A 16,970-nucleotide genomic window follows, 5' to 3' on the forward strand; every position below is an offset into this window, starting at 1 on the left:
CTAGGCTACATGATATCGTCAGCAACGCCATTGAGAGAATGAATAGGGCTGCCGAGTTTCTCGGAATGCTCATGGAGAGCTACATAGGGTCAGCCGCAATACTCCTAATTGGTCTCGATGTGCTCTACCTAGCCCAGGCAGTGACGCCGTTTGGTAATAGGTATGCAGCATTCATGCAGGCAATAAACTCGAACTACATGTTTGGCTTATTCGTCGTGCCCGCCATATCCGTGGCATTCATATACCTCGGTGAGGTCTCTACCTTCAGATCACCATACACCGATTACAGGCCTTACAAGTGGGCTGGAGTCTCCATGGCCGTGGCCGTCGCACTCGGTGTTTTTGAGTATGTGGTGCTCTTTCATAGGGACCTGAGTAGTAGGATGTATGTCCGTGGCTTACCAATACCGCTGGACTTCACCGTAGTTTTTGGCTTAACCCTGGCCCTGTCCTTCGTGCCCACGGCCATATACTCGATGAGGGTTGTTGGTGAGAGGTGGGAGATTGATAGGGAGTATGCAGAGTTCCTTAGGGACGTGACCGAGCTTAGGAAGAGTGGCTTCACGCCAGAGAAGACCTTCGAGACCCTCAGGTATACCAGGAGGTACGGTGCCTTCGATAAGTACCTGGACACGATGGTTAGGCAGATTAGGTATGGTGTACCAATTAGGGAGGTCCTATCATCAATAATGTCGAAACTCCACAGTTACTACTCAAAGGTTTTCACATTCCTACTCACCGAGACGATAGACCTCGGTGGCGCATCACCGCAGGTCCTCGATATGCTTGCTAGTTTTGCATCGTCAATAGTTAGTGTTCAGGAGAATATGAGGGCTAGGTTGAGGCCTCTTAGGTATGTGCCGTATATTGGCGCAGTTATATTAATAGTGACGTTGATAGTCCTCATATTCTCAGTGGTTGCTATAGTCACGAGGGTCGGTCCTGGCGGTGTTGCCGCTGGTGGGCCGACTTCTAATCCATTGATTAATTTGCTGGCTACTTCGTTCTCATTCACGATAACTATTGACTCATTCATAATGGGGTTAATAGCTGGTAAGCTTGGTGAGGGTGAGTTATCACTTGGTTTAGGCATGCAGTGGTGCTGACACTAATGGTGGTTATTGTCTATGCCATGTCGCCATTCCTAGCAAACGCACTGTTTGGAGCCATGTCAGCGCCATCAACAAGCCTACCCTATTAGGCCTGGCTTGGCGGTACTGTCTCCATTAAATAGTCTATGTACTTAAAAATTGAGTCGAGGGCAGGTGACTCATAAAATGATAGTTTAAGACTCTCTATTTCCAGTGCCTGCCTAACTATTGGGAATAAGTCATCGTATGGAATAACGTGCGGTTCAATGCCAACCACGTCCCTGAGGAGTTTCGTCCATGGATAACCACTCACTGCGTCAATGGGGTACTTAATATTCAACATATTCAATATCGGCTTCAACAATTTATTGCTTGCCTTCAGGTCATGCATTAGATTAACCACATTACCAACGGCCTTTAAACTGCTGTGGTCGGGTATGGCTATTAATACTACGTTCGTGCTGGCTTCAAGCAGGGTTGTTAATGTGTCATAGGATAGGCCGAGGGCTGGCGTATCAATGATCACGTATAGTGGCGAAATCGCCTCGATAGTGTTCAATAATCCCTTGAGTAGGTACTATCTACCTTGACTTGGCTTGGGTATTGACTTATGGATGCCGTGAAGACCAGCTTAAATGTGTCATCATCTATTTGCCAGGTCTTTACGTAGAACGTTGATAATGGGTCAGGTATCTTGCCCATGAAGTAATCAGCCAGTGTATATGGCATTTTCTCCTCAATATTACCAAGCATTAATAGGGTTGCAGTGCCACTATCTAGGCCTAGGTCTATGAGTACGACCGGGTATTGGGCTCTATTTCTCAATTCGTAGGCTAGTATGATGGCCATGTTCACAGCTATCGTGGTCTTGCCAGTGCCGCCCTTAGTGCCGCTTGTGATTAGTATCTTCTTCACAGAATCACCAGTTATATAATAAATATTAAGTTAGTAAATAAAAATTACCAAAGTCTATGATCGATAGATGTATGTAAAGGCTGACACTGGGTAAAATTACCTCCTCGGCTTTTTAAGTGGCCTTTTCTTAATGTCATCAGGGCTCGGCTTATTACTCTCCATCTTGATTCTAACGAGTAGGTTCTCAATGTCCCTATTTATCATTAGTATGCCCAGGATGTTTAGTAGGAATCCTATTATGAATAGTGATGATGGGAGTAATACGTTATTAACCATTGCGGATAGAACGAACCCAATAACCATAAATACCAATCCGATTATTGCAACCATTAGGCTTGTCCTCATTGATATAGCTAGTAATTCCTTGAGTATTTATACTTAATTAATCACATTAATCATAAGTACCTATCCAGGCCATTACTAAGCAGTTTCCTCACCGTGGACCAACTCCTCCTAACAATGGGCGGCAAGTTGCCATACCTCCTTACCCAATCCCTGAGGAATGCGATGGTCCTTGGATCACTCGGATAGCCACTCCCAAAGTCCCCGTATTCCTTATGCAATTTCTCAATTATCGAATCCCTAACCACCTTAGCCACAATGCTCGCCGCGGACACCACTGGTATTAATTTATCCGCATTATTCATTGCCACAACCTCGACATTACTTCCAACATTCTTCTTGATAATGTCCCTAAATCTCTCGGGCCTTGGGTCAGGTGAATCAATATACACTACCTTGAGCAATACCCTGCCCAATGCCCTATTAATTAACTTAGTGGCTACCTCAGCCTCGAGTATGTTCAGGGCGTTCATGTATACGTAATCATCAATAATCCTGGGCTCTATGACCTCGTAATCCACGTAAATCAGCATTGATTTAATAATTGAAAATAAACGGGCCCTACCAACTGAACTCAATTCCTTGGAATCCCTAACACCCATAGCCCGTAGCTTATCCATATCATTCGTAATGGCTATTGCCATGACCATGGGCCCAATGACAGGCCCCCTACCTGCCTCGTCAATACCTCCCACGAGAACCTGCATTGACAGCCTCCCTAATCACCTTCTTAAATTCCTCACACTTAATGGCTTATTCCCATAGACTGCGAGTTCGTAATAATAAATCGCCTTATCAATAGCCTCATTATTAACTCCAGAATACCTCATTAAGTAGTTTCGAATGTCCCTATGGGTTAACGATGGGTCCTTAACACCGAGCCTTCTCACGAATCTAATAAATAATTCATTGATACATTCTCTGTTATCATATACTTGGTACCTGAGTATTGGCGCTATCATTAATAATGCAATTAGTGCTATTGTTGCGATTAATGAGAAATTGATCATTACATAGATAACTGCGTAGGTATTCCGTGCCTTCGTACTCTTAGTATGAATATTACCGGACTGCACGCTCATCAACTGTTTATGTCCATTATAAATCGCTGATGTATTAGTATTTATCGCCATAATAGTATTAATCGAGGATTCCCTCACCAATTGACCTACGTGGTATGCTCGCTGCCCAATTAACTCATAGTCCGATGGGTACGCCGTGATATTAATACTCGACTGTGTAGTGGTCTTACTACCAGTTATGCCTGGGCTTACCGATGTATTTACTGGCACGAATTCTGCAATGCTTATTGTGCCATTAGCATAAATAATACCATTAACCAGGAGGTAATCACCACCTATTAAGCCAATACCTGTAAAGGCTTCATATTGTTGGCTCGGTATTTCTCTCGGTGATATCACTATGATCACACCACTGCTTGTCTGTGTACCATTAACTATTGACACACTTATTACCGGCCAGTTAATGGTGCTGTAAAATCCAACATACCCACCACTGGCGGTGTTGGCCGATGAGAGGAAAATAGATAATAAGATGAGCGTAATTATCAAAGCCCTGAGTGCCAATGATTTATTAATTGGCATTACTAATAACTTAGCAATATGAATTTGTTAATAATGCTTTTGTTACTTGAGCTATTGCAGGGAAGCTCATCATACATACCCATCAATGCGTCAATAACCTACGTTGGCACTGCGTTCTCAATAAACGTTTATCAACTATCGTTTAAGAACATCACGGGATACCTAATGATTCCTCAGGGTGTTTATGAGGGTATCTTCGCAGGCCTGCTCAAGGTGGATAATTTAACACTTGTTGGTACTTACCACGGCTGATAAGCCACTTAACATTCGTGGGCTACTTCACCCCCGTCATTGCCTACAAATCCGTGTCAATACCCACGGTATTATCCCTGGGTAATTACACGGGGTTTGAGGCCATCGTGCAGTCCAAGGTGCCCATCTACCTGAGGTACCTTGTTTTTAATGAGTATAGTAATGGAACTTTAGTGAATACGCTATCCTTAGTAACTGTTAATGCGACGAAACCACCATTAACCATATGGTTCGGTAATGGATATGACTGCGTCAGCTACTCTATAAATGCGACGTTTAGTGAACCTGTGAGGATCGTACCAATACCCGTCATTGTTAACACCCAGCCGCCAATATCGTACTACGTGAGTAATGTATCAATAGTGAGTGTGCAACCGCAGACGGAGCTCATGCTCCTTGAGCCCGGGGATATTATCATTGCTGAATCGCCAATTGGTGAGGTGAACTACACGATGTATGTCTGTAGGAAGTTAATGAGCGTTGGTAGTCCAAATTTCTTATATGTAATTGAGTACTTGGGACCCACTGGTATCGTGATACCCGGCTCAATTATTACGAAGATATTTAGCATCGAGAAGCCTAGTAACCCAGTCGTGATAGTCAATAGGGTATTCTATGTATTAGCCAGTGGTAAGTATGTCCTCTCTACATACTCCGTGGGCCCAGGCAATGTACTTAGTGCTGGTAAGGGCTCTATTATCGACTTTACTGCATTGGTTATGACAGTATTGAGGTACTACGGTATACCGACTAGGGCGGCCCTGGGATTTTATGGTGTTAGTGATGGTAATGGTGTTTACATATTTAATTCAGGAATGAGCATTTTATGGGATGAGGCATTTGTTAATGGCTGGGTTATGTTCACTCCATTCCCAATCTATGGTAAGCCATCAATGGGTATTAATATCTCGAGTGTTACATCCTCAGTAATAATTGGCTTGGTACTTGTTTTGCCCTGGGTAATGGGTTACCTGATATACGTGTTAATAAGCCATGTAAGGGCGCGCTGAATTTAAAATAACGCCTGCTCATTATTGTTAGGTAATCAATGATGAATACGTCAGATGCGAGACAAATCGTGGATAGGCTCCTGAGGGAGGTTTCCAAGTCCGTGATTGGTTATGAGCAGGAAGTTAAGCTACTCTTTGCATGCTTAATAGCAGGTGGGCATGCGCTGATCGAGGGTTACCCAGGGCTTGCCAAGACCACGCTGGTCAAGGCCTTCGCGAAGGCCCTTGGCCTATCCTTCAGCCGAGTCCAATTCACGCCAGACCTCCTGCCCAGCGACATAACTGGTTCGTTAATTTTCAACCCAAAGATCGGCGACTTTGAGGTTAGATTTGGGCCCATATTCGCCAATATAGTCCTTGCTGATGAGGTTAATAGGGCTCCTCCTAAGGTTCAGTCTGCTCTTCTTGAGGCTATGCAGGAGGGCCAGGTAACAATTGGCGGTAAGTCCTACGAATTGCCCCGGCCGTTCATGATAATAGCAACCCAGAATCCTATTGAGCTTGAAGGCACATACCCACTACCCGAAGCACAACTCGACAGATTCATGATAAGAATAAAACTAGGATACCCAAGTGAGGATATTGAGCTTAAGATAGCCGAGGACATAGACCTTGGTAACGTGAATTCAATAAATACCGTCGTGAGTAAGGAGGAGATTGATACGCTCCAATCCCTGATGCGCTCGGTGTATGTTGATCGATCAATAACTAGGTACATAGTGAACCTAATAAGGGCCACTAGGAACACCCGTGACGTTAAGCTCGGCGCAAGCCCAAGGGCTGCCAGGTACTTAGTAAGTTGGTTAGGGCTTGGGCGTTGCTTGATGGTAGGGATTACGTAATACCTGATGACGTGAAGTTACTGGCGCCGTACGTCTTGAATCATAGGGTTATAACTCTCGGCACTGATAGTACCGTATTAATTAGGCAGTTGCTCCAGCAGGTGCCGACACCCCTCATGGAGAGGGTGCTTCGTAGATCATGATACGCACAATACCAAGCAATAGGTTATTGGTCATATACCTCATACTCTCTGGTATCACTTACATTGGGTTATTAACTAATAACTTGTTTGGCATGTACTTTGGATTAGTACTCTTCATCGTATTTACATCATATGTACTATCGTGGTATTTACTGGCGATAATAACGGCGTTGTATTCACAGCTAACCTTTGAGCAGGTCGGTGTGGAGCTCACGGTAGGCTCATCAGTAATAATTAATGCAAGGATTTCGTCAAAAATACCAATGCGGTGGGAGATAACCCTTAACCTTGTTCATTCACCCCACATACAATCTGATACGTTGAGGGTTAGAATTAATGATGAGTTTACAATTAAATTAACGGGTAGGTGGATTGGGTATGCCAGGATCATTGGCGGAATAATGGAGTTAAGGGATTCACTAGGGCTTTTGACAATTCAGAGATTACTTACCTGCAATGGTGTTAGCGTCACCATAATGCCAAGACAGTCCATTGGCGCTATTGGTAAGGTGGGCATTGGAGGTTACACAGAGCGTGGGTTATCAATGGAGGGTAGGCTGGGCGATTTTAAGTCGTTATCTATATATGATTACGAGAGATCCGCATCATCAATACACTGGTTAACGAGCGCGAGAGTTGGTGAATTAATGATGATTAATAGGGGCGACTACGGTTCATGCCCAGTATTCGTATTAAACGTATCGTCAAGAATGTTAATGCCGCGGGATGGTGAAAGACCAATTGATGAGCCCTACAGGCAATAAGCGATTCATCCCAGTACTGTGGTGAGGTTAGGGTCATACTTATACGTAGGGACTACGTTAGGGAGAAGGTAGTGGGTAAAGGCGATATTCCTTACCTGGAGCGTGAAGTAAGGATTAGCGTACTTAGGAGCTTGGCGAGGATAATACGTTGATTAATTTACCAGCGTATTTTCGTAAGTACTTTAACGAGGACGAATTACTTGACGTAGCCTATATTAAGGTGCCCATAAATGATGAACCATCAATTGACGACGTAAATAGGTTAATCAACACCATAGGCAATAATAGGGCTGTTTTGTTAGGTCTTGAGGTGAGTAATGGTTGATACGTATGGTAAGACTTAATGACTATGTTTCATACATGTTAATCAGTATTATATGGTTGGTACTGGAGCTTATGCTGACGCAGTACGGCCAATACTCGGGTATGGCATTCCTTGGGATAATGATTAATGTCCTTTCAATGGTGGTGGTCTCATACAAGCCAGCGTATGGTAAGTACTTATACATGCTTAACGCAGCATTATTAACGGTAATAGGTTTCCTAATATCGGCAATAACATTCACAATACCTTATGTAATTACACTGGTGATAAGTATCATCCTATATTTACTAATGATTAAGGCACTTGAGCCCTACTCCCTAATTCTATCCCTACTCATAATATACCTATCATACATATTAAAGAGAATACTCACAAAACTCTCGGTACTTAATACTCTCATGCCACTGATTAAGGAGGTTGGTATCAACGCAGACTTATTTATGGTTTTATTCACTTGGTACCTCTCATTATTTATAATCTCAATAGTCATAGTATTACTAATAATATGTTTAAGTAAGAAAGTGCTAACTCCTAGTAATACTTATTAATATGGCATTGTTATGAATTTTATATGCCGGATCCCTTCCTAACGGAGGAGCACCAGCTCATTAGGAGCAGCGTGAAGGAGTTCGCCGAGAGGTACATAGCGCCCATAGCCAGGAAAATGGATCTAGAGGATTACTACCCAAGGGACCTAATTAAGGAGCTCGCAAAGCAGGGCTTCCTAACACCATCAGCCCCACCCGAGTACGGTGGTCCAGGCATTGACCTCAGAGGCAGCGTGGTTGTTGTTGAGGAGTTAAGCCGATACAGCCCAACCCTCGGTTTTATTACCGAGATCGTGAATGACAACATAGTCTATGCCCTGCTTAAGTACGGCAATAATAGGCAGAAGGAGGAGATACTACCGAAGATCGCCAGTGGTGAGTGGGTTGCATCGTATGCCTTGACCGAGCCCTGCTGCGGCACCGACGCAGCTGCCATTGAGACGCGTGCTGAGAGGAGGGGCGGTGAGTGGGTTATCAACGGCAGGAAGATCTGGATTACCCAGGGAGCCTACGCTGACATCTACCTGCTCTTCGCCAGGACTGGTCCTAAGGATGCTAGGCATAAGGCAATAACGGCATTCCTCGTGAAAAGGAGTGCCTGTATTGAGGTTAGTAAGTTGGAGATGATGGGTATGAGAGGTGCAGGTGAGGCTGAGGTCAAGTTCAATGATTGTGTTGTAAGTGATGACGACGTAGTAGGTAAGGTTAATGAGGGCTTCAAAATAGCCATGGTTACGCTCGACTTAGCTAGGATTGGCATATCAGGCGTTGCCGTGGGCCTATCCCAGGGAGTCCTTGACGAGGCGTTGGAGTGGGCTAAGACGAGGACCGCATTTGGCAAGCCACTAATTGATTGGGAGTGGATTCAATTCCAGTTAGCAGACATGAAGACTAAGCTCGAGATTGGCAGAACAATAACATACAAGGCCGCCTGGCTCTACGACAATAAGGACCCATCATTCGTACTATACTCCTCAATAGCCAAGTTATACACGGCCCAGATGGCGGTTGAGATAGCGAGGGATGGTGTACAAATACTTGGTGGATTTGGATACTCAAAGGAGAGTTTCTCAGAGAGGGCTTACCGTGATGCCAAGGTCCTTGAGATTGCAGAGGGTACGAACGAGGCCCAGAGGATAGTGATCCATAGAATATTAACAAGGGGACTACCGGAGGTAGAACTATGATACCGATAAGGCATCCATCACTAACGAAGGAGCATGAGAAGTTTGTGGAGTTAGTGGATGATTTAAGTAGAAGGTTTATTGAACCCATTGCCGACAAGATTGATAGGGAGAATTACTACCCACGTGAAGCTATCAGGGAATTAGGAAAAAAATGGTGCATTATCGCCAATATTGCCAAGGGAATATGGCGGTTATGGAATGGATGTGCTCGGTACGGCATTATCTATCGAGGTGATATCTAGGTATAGTGGCTCAATGGGGATATTGACAGAGGTGCAGGGATTCCTGGTAACGGATGCATTCTACACCTATGGCAATAAGCAGATGAGGGAGGAACTCGTACCTAAGTTAGCCAGGGGTGAGTTAATAGGTTCATTCGCCCTTAGTGAACCTTGTTGTGGCAGTGATGCGGCGGCGATTGAGACGCGTGCTGAGAGGAGGGGTGGTGAGTGGGTTATAAATGGTAAGAAGATGTGGATAACCCAGGGACTCTATGCCGATGTGTATATAGTATTCACGAGGACAGGCCCTAAGGAGGCTAGGCATAGGGCAATAACAGCATTCCTAGTAAGGAGGAATAAGTGCATCGAGGCGAGCCCAATAAACGTCATGGGTATAAGGGGTACGGGAACCTCCGAATTAACATTTAATGATTGTGTTGTAAGTGATGACGACGTAGTAGGTAAGGTTAATGAGGGCTTCAAAATAGCCATGGAAGCACTGAACCTGGGCAGGATAGCCGTAGCTCGGTAACCCTCGGCCTCGCGGAGGCGGCGTTAATGGAGGCCCTGGAGTGGGTCAAGGTAGGAGGGTCTTTGACCAGCCATTAACCAATCATGAATGGATTCAATTCCAACTCGCCGACATGATGGCGTACATAGAGACCATGAGATCCATAGTGTATGACGCAGCCCTGCACATTGATCGTAAGTACGATGACTACTACGCCCTCGCATCAATAGCTAAGTTAACGTCGGTGCTCCTGGGAATGGATGTAATTAGGAGGGCTGTGCAATTAACGGGTGCCTATGGCGTATGGAGCAATAGTAAGTTGAATAGGATCTATAGAGATGCCAAGCTAATGGAGATTGGCGAGGGCACAAACGAGGTCCAGAGAATGGTTATTTATAAATGGTTAAGCAGATACTTGGGTTGATCCGCAGCCAGCGTACTCCATTGCCATCCTCAAAATACGAACCAAGTCCTCCAGCTTCAACCTACCAGTGTTGGTATTCCTCGGGCTTGGGTGGTAACTCATGAATATCCTGACACCGTTAAAGTCTACGTAACCACCATGCCAAAACTCGGCCCTGAAGCCAAGGGCCAGCTTAACACCCTCGAAGGCGATATGGCCGAGTGCCACAATAGCCCTAGGCCTAATGCGCTCAATCTCATACCTAAACCAATTACCCACGCATGTATGGATTTCCTCACCAGTAGGCCTATTATTCGGCGGCGCACACTTTACCACGGACGTTATGTATATGCACCTAACGATCACTCCATCATCCCTCGAGACACTATACGGCTTACTGGACAGCCCAGTCTCATACAATGCCCTGAATAAAAATTGGGCCGAGCTATCGCCCGTGAACATCCTGCCAGTCCTATTCCCACCATGCGCGGCTGGTGCCAGGCCAACTATCATTATTCTAGCGTTGGGTAAGTCACCCCACGGTGGTACGGGCCTCCTCCAATACGTCTCACCTATGAACTTCGGCAGTGGCTTAACACTCTCCCTATAGCTCACGAGCCTTGGGCATGCCCTACAGGTTATTAACCTGCTAATGAAGTCGCTGTACCAATCCACGGCCACAATAGCCAAACCCTTAAATAAAGCGTTTCCATTATGTGCCTGTTCATGGATCAATTAACGAGGGATGTGGTCAGGGGATTAATATCATACATCTACGGACCCGAAACACTAAGGAGGTTAGGCAACAACCTCAGGATTGAGACGAGCAGGACCGGCGGCTTGAGGAGGATTTACCTGGGTGATGAGCTGGTCTTCGTGGTTAGGGCTAATGATGGTAGGCCATTGCCAACCCTAAGTGGTGCCAGGTTCATTGATAAGGTGGTTATCGTGCGTAGGGAGGCGGCGGCCTTTATTAGGCAGGGTAGGAGTGTCATGGCCAGGTTCATAGTCGATATTAGGAATGCCATACCGGGCGATGAGGTCGCCATTTACTCAGAGGATGGTGAATTACTTGGCGTTGGTAGGCTATTACTCTCTAGGGATGAGGCTTTGAGCGTTGATAGGGGTGCCGTAGTCAAACTCCGCCATCACGTAAGTGAACCTAATGAACAAGTAGCTAACCAATAATGCTTATATTTTGCCAACTTCCTCAATTGGCAGGGTGATTCCTATCTGGCGAATGAGTTCACAGTAACGCTTGGGAGGTAAAGGGCAAAGTAGATTATATGAGGCTTGCCCGTGAGTTCGGTGTTCAATTAATAACGGATAACGAAATCAACACATTGCAGAGATTAACGGGTGAGGTTCATTACCTGATAAGGAGGGGTTTCTTCTATGCACATAGGGACCTGCAATCAATCCTGAATAGGCAGAAAAACGGCCTAAGGTGGGCCTTATACAATGGTAGGGGTCCAAGCGCGGATCTACACATTGGTCACCTGGTTCCCTGGATGCTCAGTAAGTGGTTTGTGGATAAGTTCCATGTTGATTACTTCTTCGAGTTGACAGATGACGAGAAGTTCCTGGTCAAGGAGGGGTACACCCTGGAACAAACGAATAGGTACGCCTATGAGAACGCCCTGGACCTAATAGCCCTGGGCTTCACACCTGATAAGCTACACATAATCATTGACAGTGAGGACATTAAGTACCTATACAAAATAGCCGTCAGGGTTGGGAAGAAATTGACACTGTCAACCGTCAAGCACACCTTCGGCTTCACAGACTCAACAAACGTCGGTGCAGCCTTCTTCCCAACGCTCGAGATATCCGTGGCCTTCCTACCAACCGAGCTCTACGGTGAGCAGGTACCCGTGCTAATACCAACGGCAATAGACCAAGACCCATACTTCAGGCTGGCTAGGGATATCGCGGATGAGTTGGGGTATCCCAAGCCATCCACGATATATAGCAAGTTCATACCAGGACTAACGGGTGAGGACAAAATGAGCGCCTCGAATCCGGACTCGGCAATCTACGTAACGGATAGCGAGAAGGATGTTAGGAGGAAGATAATGAACGCACTAACCGGCGGCCAACCCACGGCAGAGCTCCAGCGCAAATACGGTGGAGACCCAGACAACTGCGTGGTCTATAAATACCACCTACTCTTCCAGGACAGCGACGAGAAGGTCAGGAAGATATACGAGGATTGCAAGGCAGGGAAACTACTCTGTGGTGAGTGCAAGATGATGCTCTTTGAGAGGATTAGGGAGTTCATGAAGGAGCACAATGAAAGGAGGGAAAAGGCTAAGGACGTGATTGAGCAATACAGATTATCGGTGAAGTTCAGGTAATAACCTTATAACACCATTGTTAGTTTAATTTCATAATGAACATTAGTTACCCGATCATAGACCTGCACGAGGATATTGCGTATTACCTAATGAACTCAGGTAGCCTTGAGGAGGGGTTCCAAGACTTCGACGTTGATTCACCCAACAGACAGTCCGACCTGCCTAAACTCATTAGGGGCAACGTTAAGGTCGTGTTTGGAGCTGTCTTCCCAATTCATGACACGTATAACCCGATTATCGGTGAGAGGATATCATCGGGCTACGGCGCACAATCAGCGAAGTCCTATACACCAACCGCGTCTAAATTAATCGGCCTTGAAATGATTAAAATCTACCTAATATTAGCGAGGAGGTTCAGTAATAGGCTTAGGATAATCGAGGGGTACCCTGACGTTGAGCAGGTAATGAATAGTGACTTGATAGGACTATTAATGTCCGTTGAGGGTGCAGACATGCTTGACGATGTTTACGACCTATTACTACTTCATAGGCTTGGTGTCAGAGCCCTGGGTATTACTTGGAACTTTGATAATAGGTACGGCGCATCATGCTTCACGAGGAAGGATTATGGCTTGACATCGGATGGCGAGGAGCTTGTTAGGTTAGCTAATGAACTGGGTGTCATAATTGACCTGGCCCACGCGAGTAGGAATACCATGATTGACGTGTTAAGTATTTCTAAGAAGCCCGTCATTATTAGCCATGCGAATGTCCAGGGTGTTCATAAACACTTAAGGAACGTTGGTGATGATGTGCTTGAGCTCCTCGTTAGGAACCATGGCGTAATCGGCATAACCATGATACCATCAACAATAGGGCCGAAGCCGAACATAAATTCGCTGGTTAGGCATGTACTATACATACGTGAGAGGTTTGGGCCTGACATAATTGCGATTGGCACGGACTTCCTGGGCATTGAGAGAACGCCTGAGGATTTAACGAATATTGGCGAGATCACAAAATTACTGAATAGGTTGGCGGAGTATGGGTTGGGCGATAATGACATTAGGAAGATTGCCTTTGAAAACGCCCTAAGGGTTATAAGGGATAATCTCACGTCATGATTTTAAATTATCATAAGGAATGTACTGACTTAATCATGGCCTGAGCCAGTTGTCTGCCCTGTCGTTTGTTGGCTGGCCTGTGATGTTAGGAATTGTATGTACTGGAGCCTATTCTTCTCATACTCATCGACGGGTATGGGCTTAAGCTTCGAAAGTATCTGCGGTAGGGTCGTGTACTCCATCTCCTCAGGTGGCAGCCTATGCGGCATTACTGGCCCATCCTCCTTATGTAATCAGTTATTTGGGCAGCCAACTGCCTACTATAGTCGAAGGCTGGGTCATCAAATAGGTCGACAGGTCCCTCCAGGTAACCATCATGTAATTGGAAGCCCAGGGCAATGACCTTCGGCGGTCCGTCAAACCTAGTCATCTTCGGGCCAAGGGCTATCCTCTTCTCCATGTCAATGCTTATCATCTTTGCCGGCATTAATGGACCCACATGACTACCCCTCATCCAACCCTCAACCAAGTGCGGGTATGCGAATGCCTCGAGTATCTCACCAACGGCTGGTAAGCCGTGCTGCGCCCTAACCATGGCCACTGGGTCGTCCTTACCAACATAGCGGCCGGCAATTAGGTTCAGCCTCTCGACACTCGTGACGGAGGCCTGTGTTAGGTCGGACCTCCTGTAGATCCTCCTTATTATGTACCTGCCCGGCGTACCTATTAGGCCTAATATGTCGTAGCTATTCTCCGGCGCATCGAGTAGGTAAACCTTGCCCTCATAAACATCGAGGATCTCAAACCTAAAGCCCTGGTGCATTGATGGATCAATAACCAAGCCAGCCGTGTTAAATGGATCAGCAAATATCCTATAGAATGGCAAATTGAAGGCACCCGGCTCAGTCTTATCAGCAGCAAAAACAACCAAGGGCTCACTAGGCCTCTCCTCAAACTCCATCTCAGCGACCTGGGGACCAAGACCCCTAATATTACCGCTGAACGTATCCTTGAGTAGGTCCTGACCAGCGCCGTAGAGCTTAACCTTCTTCGCTATGTTCTCCGTAGCCTCCTTAAATATTGACCAGGCAAGACCATGAATGTCAGGATTGTTCTCACCCTTCGTGTGCGTCATGAGCAATGACATGTCATCGCCAGCATTATACACGAAGTAATCAATTATCAAGCCCCTCTTCTGCTCCTCCCTAAGTCTCTCAGCCGCAAACTCAAGTATCTTAGGATGTACCCAGGCATGCCCAGGTAAGCCTCCTATGTCTGCCTTTATTATCGAGACCGTGACCTTCATCAACAGTATTTTTAAATCGATGTATTAATATTTTACCCTTATAACATTTTCAATACTAATAATCATTTATCAGGGTAAAATGAGTATAAAGAATATTAACTTATTGACAAAGATCATACACCACCAAGATCAGCCCCCTCCAGGTATTTAAACACAACCCCAGCAATTGCACGGGCAAGCGGCGGCGGCACAGCCTCACCTATCTGGTTAAATTGGGAATCCTTCGGCCCGAAAAACACGTGATCATCTGGAAAACCCATGAGCCTAGCCTGCTCCCTAACAGTGAGTATCCTATCCTCAAATGGGTGTACAAAACGTACACTACCCATTACAGTTGGCGCCGGCTTCCATGGGTTGAGCCTAACGAAATTTCTAAATGAGCCGGTGGCGCCCCTGAACCTGTAAAGGGCCTCATCCCAACCAAGCTTAGCTATACCCCTAACCTTCCTATCACTGATCGTGACATACTCATGATTAAGCACCCTCGGATCACCAGGCTCGGGCAGGTCGCCTATCGCATCCCAAACAGTCAAAACCCTGCCAAGCTTCTCAGGCCTTATCGGTACATTACTAATGAAGACCCTACGCCTAACGCTAGGCGTTCCATAATCCTCAGCGTGAAGCACGTTGAAGTAAATCCTCTCATAACCAACCCTGGCAAACTCATTAATCAGGGCATCCCTCAACGGACCATCCATTATGTGAACCACGTTCTCAAGAACAAAGACCCTAGGCCTCAACTCACCAACCAGCCTAATGAACTCAAGCGTCAACCTACCCAACTCATCGACATAAAGCCTATCAAGCGGGTCCCTAGCCCTCCTCGGGTTGGCCTCGGTAAATGCCTCACAGGGACTACCACCGATTACTACGTCAGGACTGGCGCCAATGTACTTAATAATGTCCTCACCCCGAATATTCCTAACATCATCAACAATCATGACAGCACCTGGGAAGTTATAACTATATGTTCGCGCGGCATTCACATCAATCTCAACGCCAAGAGCCACGTCAAAGCCCACGTCCCTAAACCCCCTACTAAATCCCCCTGCGCCGGCGAATAAATCAACTACGGTATAACCCATTACCGTAATATGAATTAATGCGTCATTTTAATTCCTAATCCTCCTCCTGCTCACTCTCAGACTCGTATAAATTATCGAGGAGCTGCTTAACATAGTCCTCCTTCATCTCCTTCTCCTCCTCACTTGGCTCCTTCTCCTCATAACTCTCCACAATCACCGCACCCTTCTTCTCAATGCTCTTCTTATCGACGTAGGACTTAGCATCACTACTCTTCATCTCCTCCTCATAACCACACCTCTGGCACCTAAGGTAGACCTTCCCCTCCCTCTTTACCGGAACCATCAAACCTCCACATCTAGGGCAAAATTTCATTGCGAATTAACGCAAGTAAAGGACTTACTTAAAAACCTTATGACCACCTTAACCAGGGATTACACAATCATGAGGGATAGGCGTAATCACCGAGACCTGAGAAAGTAAAATAAAAACCTTGGTTAACTGCCTAGCCGTGGACGAGAACTGGATATACGTTAATGGTAGGTCCGTGAGGTACTTGGTTCATGGTGATGGTAAACCCATGGTCATGGTTCATGGGTTCAGCTTTAGTGCTGACGATTGGTTTAATTGCTGTGGTAATGACTTTCCTGGCTTCAGGATATATGCCGTGGATATGCCATACGGACCAAAGTCGAGGAGTGAGCACTTCACGCCGAGGAATGATGATGACTATGCAAACCACCTATACGCCGTGATAAGGGCATTAAATATTGAGAATCCCATACTAATCGGTGCAAGCCTAGGTGGCGAGACAGTGCTTAGGTACCTGGCCCTTAACTACCCAGCAATTGCCGGCATCGTGGTTGGCCCCGTCAGTACCTTATATTAACCTGTCCAGGATAAGGGTGCCCGTAATGGGTATTTGGGGCAGTAATGACAGGGTCTCGGGTAGGGAGAACATGGAGGCCATGAGAAGGGCTGGCTTCAGGGTTGAGATTATCGAGGGTGCTGATCACCCTGCCTACCTCAGTAAGCCCGGGGAATTCGTGAGGTTGGTGCTTGATTTCCTTAGGTCAATTAACGTTATTTAGCATTTTAGTGTTAATACCCACGTATTATCTG

Annotated in this window: 23 protein-coding genes and 2 pseudogenes; 16 read left to right on the forward strand and 9 right to left on the reverse strand. The window is 46.0% G+C overall.

Features of this window, described 5'->3' with window-relative positions; all coding sequences use genetic code 11:
* The first annotated feature begins 38 nt into the window (after window positions 1–38).
* The gene (locus JCM14467_RS16535; protein WP_252900924.1) at window positions 39–1,106 is read left to right on the forward strand and encodes a type II secretion system F family protein; all 1,068 of its coding nucleotides are present in this window, start codon (window positions 39–41) and stop codon (window positions 1,104–1,106) included.
* Between the two features lie 91 nt (window positions 1,107–1,197).
* Here JCM14467_RS16535 and JCM14467_RS16540 read toward each other — a convergent pair whose 3' ends face one another.
* From JCM14467_RS16540 to JCM14467_RS06350, 5 genes are all read right to left on the reverse strand, one after another.
* Window positions 1,198–1,650 (reverse strand): hypothetical protein, encoded by a 453-nt coding sequence (locus tag JCM14467_RS16540; RefSeq protein ID WP_252900925.1) that lies wholly within the window; start codon window positions 1,648–1,650, stop codon window positions 1,198–1,200.
* On the reverse strand, window positions 1,647–2,006 hold the full coding sequence (locus tag JCM14467_RS16545; RefSeq protein WP_252900926.1) for a nucleotide-binding protein: 360 nt from the start codon (window positions 2,004–2,006) through the stop codon (window positions 1,647–1,649). The genes JCM14467_RS16540 and JCM14467_RS16545 overlap by 4 nt, the downstream gene beginning before the upstream one ends.
* Before the next feature lie 96 nt (window positions 2,007–2,102).
* Window positions 2,103–2,351: a hypothetical protein gene (locus JCM14467_RS06340; protein ID WP_054849529.1), complete on the reverse strand. Its 249-nt coding sequence runs from the start codon at window positions 2,349–2,351 to the stop codon at window positions 2,103–2,105.
* Window positions 2,352–2,401: 50 nt separating this feature from the next.
* Window positions 2,402–3,055 (reverse strand): ribonuclease HII, encoded by a 654-nt coding sequence (gene rnhB, locus JCM14467_RS06345; protein WP_054849530.1) that lies wholly within the window; start codon window positions 3,053–3,055, stop codon window positions 2,402–2,404.
* 15 nt (window positions 3,056–3,070) lie between these two features.
* Window positions 3,071–3,952 (reverse strand): hypothetical protein, encoded by an 882-nt coding sequence (locus JCM14467_RS06350; protein WP_054849531.1) that lies wholly within the window; start codon window positions 3,950–3,952, stop codon window positions 3,071–3,073.
* Between the two features lie 18 nt (window positions 3,953–3,970).
* Between JCM14467_RS06350 and JCM14467_RS16550 the strand changes: the two genes are divergently transcribed.
* The 10 genes and pseudogenes from JCM14467_RS16550 (at window position 3,971) to JCM14467_RS19960 (ending at window position 10,179) form a co-directional block, all read left to right on the forward strand.
* A complete protein-coding gene (locus JCM14467_RS16550; RefSeq protein ID WP_252900927.1) occupies window positions 3,971–4,204 on the forward strand; it encodes a hypothetical protein in 234 nt (77 codons plus the stop codon).
* Between the two features lie 17 nt (window positions 4,205–4,221).
* Entirely contained in the window at window positions 4,222–5,214 is a 993-nt protein-coding gene (locus JCM14467_RS06355) for a transglutaminase-like domain-containing protein (RefSeq protein WP_252900928.1), read from the forward strand.
* 41 nt (window positions 5,215–5,255) lie between these two features.
* Window positions 5,256–6,199: pseudogene (locus tag JCM14467_RS06360) on the forward strand (AAA family ATPase).
* 83 nt (window positions 6,200–6,282) lie between these two features.
* Complete coding sequence (locus tag JCM14467_RS06365; RefSeq protein WP_252900931.1) at window positions 6,283–6,963, forward strand: DUF58 domain-containing protein; 681 nt, start codon at window positions 6,283–6,285, stop codon at window positions 6,961–6,963.
* 148 nt (window positions 6,964–7,111) lie between these two features.
* The gene (locus tag JCM14467_RS16560) at window positions 7,112–7,288 is read left to right on the forward strand and encodes a hypothetical protein (RefSeq protein ID WP_252900932.1); all 177 of its coding nucleotides are present in this window, start codon (window positions 7,112–7,114) and stop codon (window positions 7,286–7,288) included.
* 5 nt (window positions 7,289–7,293) lie between these two features.
* Window positions 7,294–7,836 carry a hypothetical protein gene (locus JCM14467_RS06370; RefSeq protein ID WP_054849533.1) on the forward strand — a complete coding sequence of 181 codons (543 nt, stop codon included), beginning with the start codon at window positions 7,294–7,296 and terminating at the stop codon, window positions 7,834–7,836.
* Window positions 7,837–7,859: 23 nt separating this feature from the next.
* On the forward strand, window positions 7,860–9,023 hold the full coding sequence (locus tag JCM14467_RS06375; RefSeq protein ID WP_054849534.1) for an acyl-CoA dehydrogenase family protein: 1,164 nt from the start codon (window positions 7,860–7,862) through the stop codon (window positions 9,021–9,023).
* On the forward strand, window positions 9,020–9,265 hold the full coding sequence (locus JCM14467_RS19950; RefSeq protein ID WP_342765486.1) for an acyl-CoA dehydrogenase family protein: 246 nt from the start codon (window positions 9,020–9,022) through the stop codon (window positions 9,263–9,265). Before JCM14467_RS06375 ends, JCM14467_RS19950 begins: the two co-directional genes overlap by 4 nt.
* Window positions 9,222–9,776 (forward strand): acyl-CoA dehydrogenase family protein, encoded by a 555-nt coding sequence (locus JCM14467_RS19955; RefSeq protein WP_342765487.1) that lies wholly within the window; start codon window positions 9,222–9,224, stop codon window positions 9,774–9,776. Before JCM14467_RS19950 ends, JCM14467_RS19955 begins: the two co-directional genes overlap by 44 nt.
* Before the next feature lie 40 nt (window positions 9,777–9,816).
* Complete coding sequence (locus tag JCM14467_RS19960; protein ID WP_342765488.1) at window positions 9,817–10,179, forward strand: acyl-CoA dehydrogenase family protein; 363 nt, start codon at window positions 9,817–9,819, stop codon at window positions 10,177–10,179.
* Here the strand turns inward: JCM14467_RS19960 and JCM14467_RS06385 are convergent.
* Window positions 10,159–10,848 (reverse strand): uracil-DNA glycosylase, encoded by a 690-nt coding sequence (locus tag JCM14467_RS06385; RefSeq protein WP_252900933.1) that lies wholly within the window; start codon window positions 10,846–10,848, stop codon window positions 10,159–10,161. The genes JCM14467_RS19960 and JCM14467_RS06385 overlap by 21 nt on opposite strands.
* Before the next feature lie 36 nt (window positions 10,849–10,884).
* Between JCM14467_RS06385 and JCM14467_RS06390 the strand changes: the two genes are divergently transcribed.
* The 3 genes from JCM14467_RS06390 (at window position 10,885) to JCM14467_RS06400 (ending at window position 13,579) form a co-directional block, all read left to right on the forward strand.
* Entirely contained in the window at window positions 10,885–11,346 is a 462-nt protein-coding gene (locus JCM14467_RS06390; protein WP_054849535.1) for a PUA domain-containing protein, read from the forward strand.
* A gap of 98 nt (window positions 11,347–11,444) precedes the next feature.
* The gene (locus JCM14467_RS06395) at window positions 11,445–12,515 is read left to right on the forward strand and encodes a tryptophan--tRNA ligase (RefSeq protein ID WP_054849536.1); all 1,071 of its coding nucleotides are present in this window, start codon (window positions 11,445–11,447) and stop codon (window positions 12,513–12,515) included.
* A gap of 35 nt (window positions 12,516–12,550) precedes the next feature.
* Complete coding sequence (locus JCM14467_RS06400) at window positions 12,551–13,579, forward strand: dipeptidase (protein ID WP_054849537.1); 1,029 nt, start codon at window positions 12,551–12,553, stop codon at window positions 13,577–13,579.
* Window positions 13,580–13,608: 29 nt separating this feature from the next.
* On the opposite strand, the pseudogene fbp reads toward JCM14467_RS06400, so the two are convergent.
* From fbp to JCM14467_RS06415, 3 genes and pseudogenes are all read right to left on the reverse strand, one after another.
* A pseudogene (gene fbp / locus JCM14467_RS06405) lies at window positions 13,609–14,825 on the reverse strand (fructose-1,6-bisphosphate aldolase/phosphatase).
* Window positions 14,826–14,938: 113 nt separating this feature from the next.
* Window positions 14,939–15,910: a DNA cytosine methyltransferase gene (locus JCM14467_RS06410; protein ID WP_054849538.1), complete on the reverse strand. Its 972-nt coding sequence runs from the start codon at window positions 15,908–15,910 to the stop codon at window positions 14,939–14,941.
* 34 nt (window positions 15,911–15,944) lie between these two features.
* Complete coding sequence (locus tag JCM14467_RS06415; RefSeq protein WP_256359220.1) at window positions 15,945–16,223, reverse strand: DNA-directed RNA polymerase subunit M; 279 nt, start codon at window positions 16,221–16,223, stop codon at window positions 15,945–15,947.
* 136 nt (window positions 16,224–16,359) lie between these two features.
* Between JCM14467_RS06415 and JCM14467_RS16565 the strand changes: the two genes are divergently transcribed.
* Both JCM14467_RS16565 and JCM14467_RS16570 read left to right on the forward strand, forming a co-directional pair.
* Window positions 16,360–16,737 (forward strand): alpha/beta fold hydrolase, encoded by a 378-nt coding sequence (locus JCM14467_RS16565; RefSeq protein ID WP_252900934.1) that lies wholly within the window; start codon window positions 16,360–16,362, stop codon window positions 16,735–16,737.
* A gap of 25 nt (window positions 16,738–16,762) precedes the next feature.
* Complete coding sequence (locus JCM14467_RS16570; protein ID WP_252900935.1) at window positions 16,763–16,939, forward strand: alpha/beta fold hydrolase; 177 nt, start codon at window positions 16,763–16,765, stop codon at window positions 16,937–16,939.
* Window positions 16,940–16,970: the final 31 nt, after the last annotated feature.

Origin of the sequence: Vulcanisaeta sp. JCM 14467 (assembly GCF_001316245.1) — an archaeon.
Classification (GTDB): Archaea; Thermoproteota; Thermoprotei; order Thermoproteales; family Thermocladiaceae; genus Vulcanisaeta.

Excerpts from the sequence above, each read along its gene's own strand:
- JCM14467_RS06415 (WP_256359220.1), bottom strand. The coding sequence starts at position 16,223 with ATGAAATTTTGCCCTAGATGTGGAGGTTTGATGGTTCCGGTAAAGAGG.
- rnhB (WP_054849530.1), bottom strand. The coding sequence starts at position 3,055 with ATGCAGGTTCTCGTGGGAGGTATTGACGAGGCAGGTAGGGGGCCTGTC.
- JCM14467_RS16570 (WP_252900935.1), top strand. The coding sequence starts at position 16,763 with ATGGGTATTTGGGGCAGTAATGACAGGGTCTCGGGTAGGGAGAACATG.
- JCM14467_RS19955 (WP_342765487.1), top strand. The coding sequence starts at position 9,222 with ATGGATGTGCTCGGTACGGCATTATCTATCGAGGTGATATCTAGGTAT.
- JCM14467_RS06400 (WP_054849537.1), top strand. The coding sequence starts at position 12,551 with ATGAACATTAGTTACCCGATCATAGACCTGCACGAGGATATTGCGTAT.
- JCM14467_RS19950 (WP_342765486.1), top strand. The coding sequence starts at position 9,020 with ATGATACCGATAAGGCATCCATCACTAACGAAGGAGCATGAGAAGTTT.
- JCM14467_RS16550 (WP_252900927.1), top strand. The coding sequence starts at position 3,971 with ATGAATTTGTTAATAATGCTTTTGTTACTTGAGCTATTGCAGGGAAGC.
- JCM14467_RS16535 (WP_252900924.1), top strand. The coding sequence starts at position 39 with ATGAATAGGGCTGCCGAGTTTCTCGGAATGCTCATGGAGAGCTACATA.
- JCM14467_RS06390 (WP_054849535.1), top strand. The coding sequence starts at position 10,885 with ATGGATCAATTAACGAGGGATGTGGTCAGGGGATTAATATCATACATC.
- JCM14467_RS06340 (WP_054849529.1), bottom strand. The coding sequence starts at position 2,351 with ATGAGGACAAGCCTAATGGTTGCAATAATCGGATTGGTATTTATGGTT.
- JCM14467_RS06375 (WP_054849534.1), top strand. The coding sequence starts at position 7,860 with ATGCCGGATCCCTTCCTAACGGAGGAGCACCAGCTCATTAGGAGCAGC.
- JCM14467_RS06350 (WP_054849531.1), bottom strand. The coding sequence starts at position 3,952 with ATGCCAATTAATAAATCATTGGCACTCAGGGCTTTGATAATTACGCTC.
- JCM14467_RS06370 (WP_054849533.1), top strand. The coding sequence starts at position 7,294 with ATGGTAAGACTTAATGACTATGTTTCATACATGTTAATCAGTATTATA.
- JCM14467_RS06410 (WP_054849538.1), bottom strand. The coding sequence starts at position 15,910 with ATGGGTTATACCGTAGTTGATTTATTCGCCGGCGCAGGGGGATTTAGT.
- JCM14467_RS06395 (WP_054849536.1), top strand. The coding sequence starts at position 11,445 with ATGAGGCTTGCCCGTGAGTTCGGTGTTCAATTAATAACGGATAACGAA.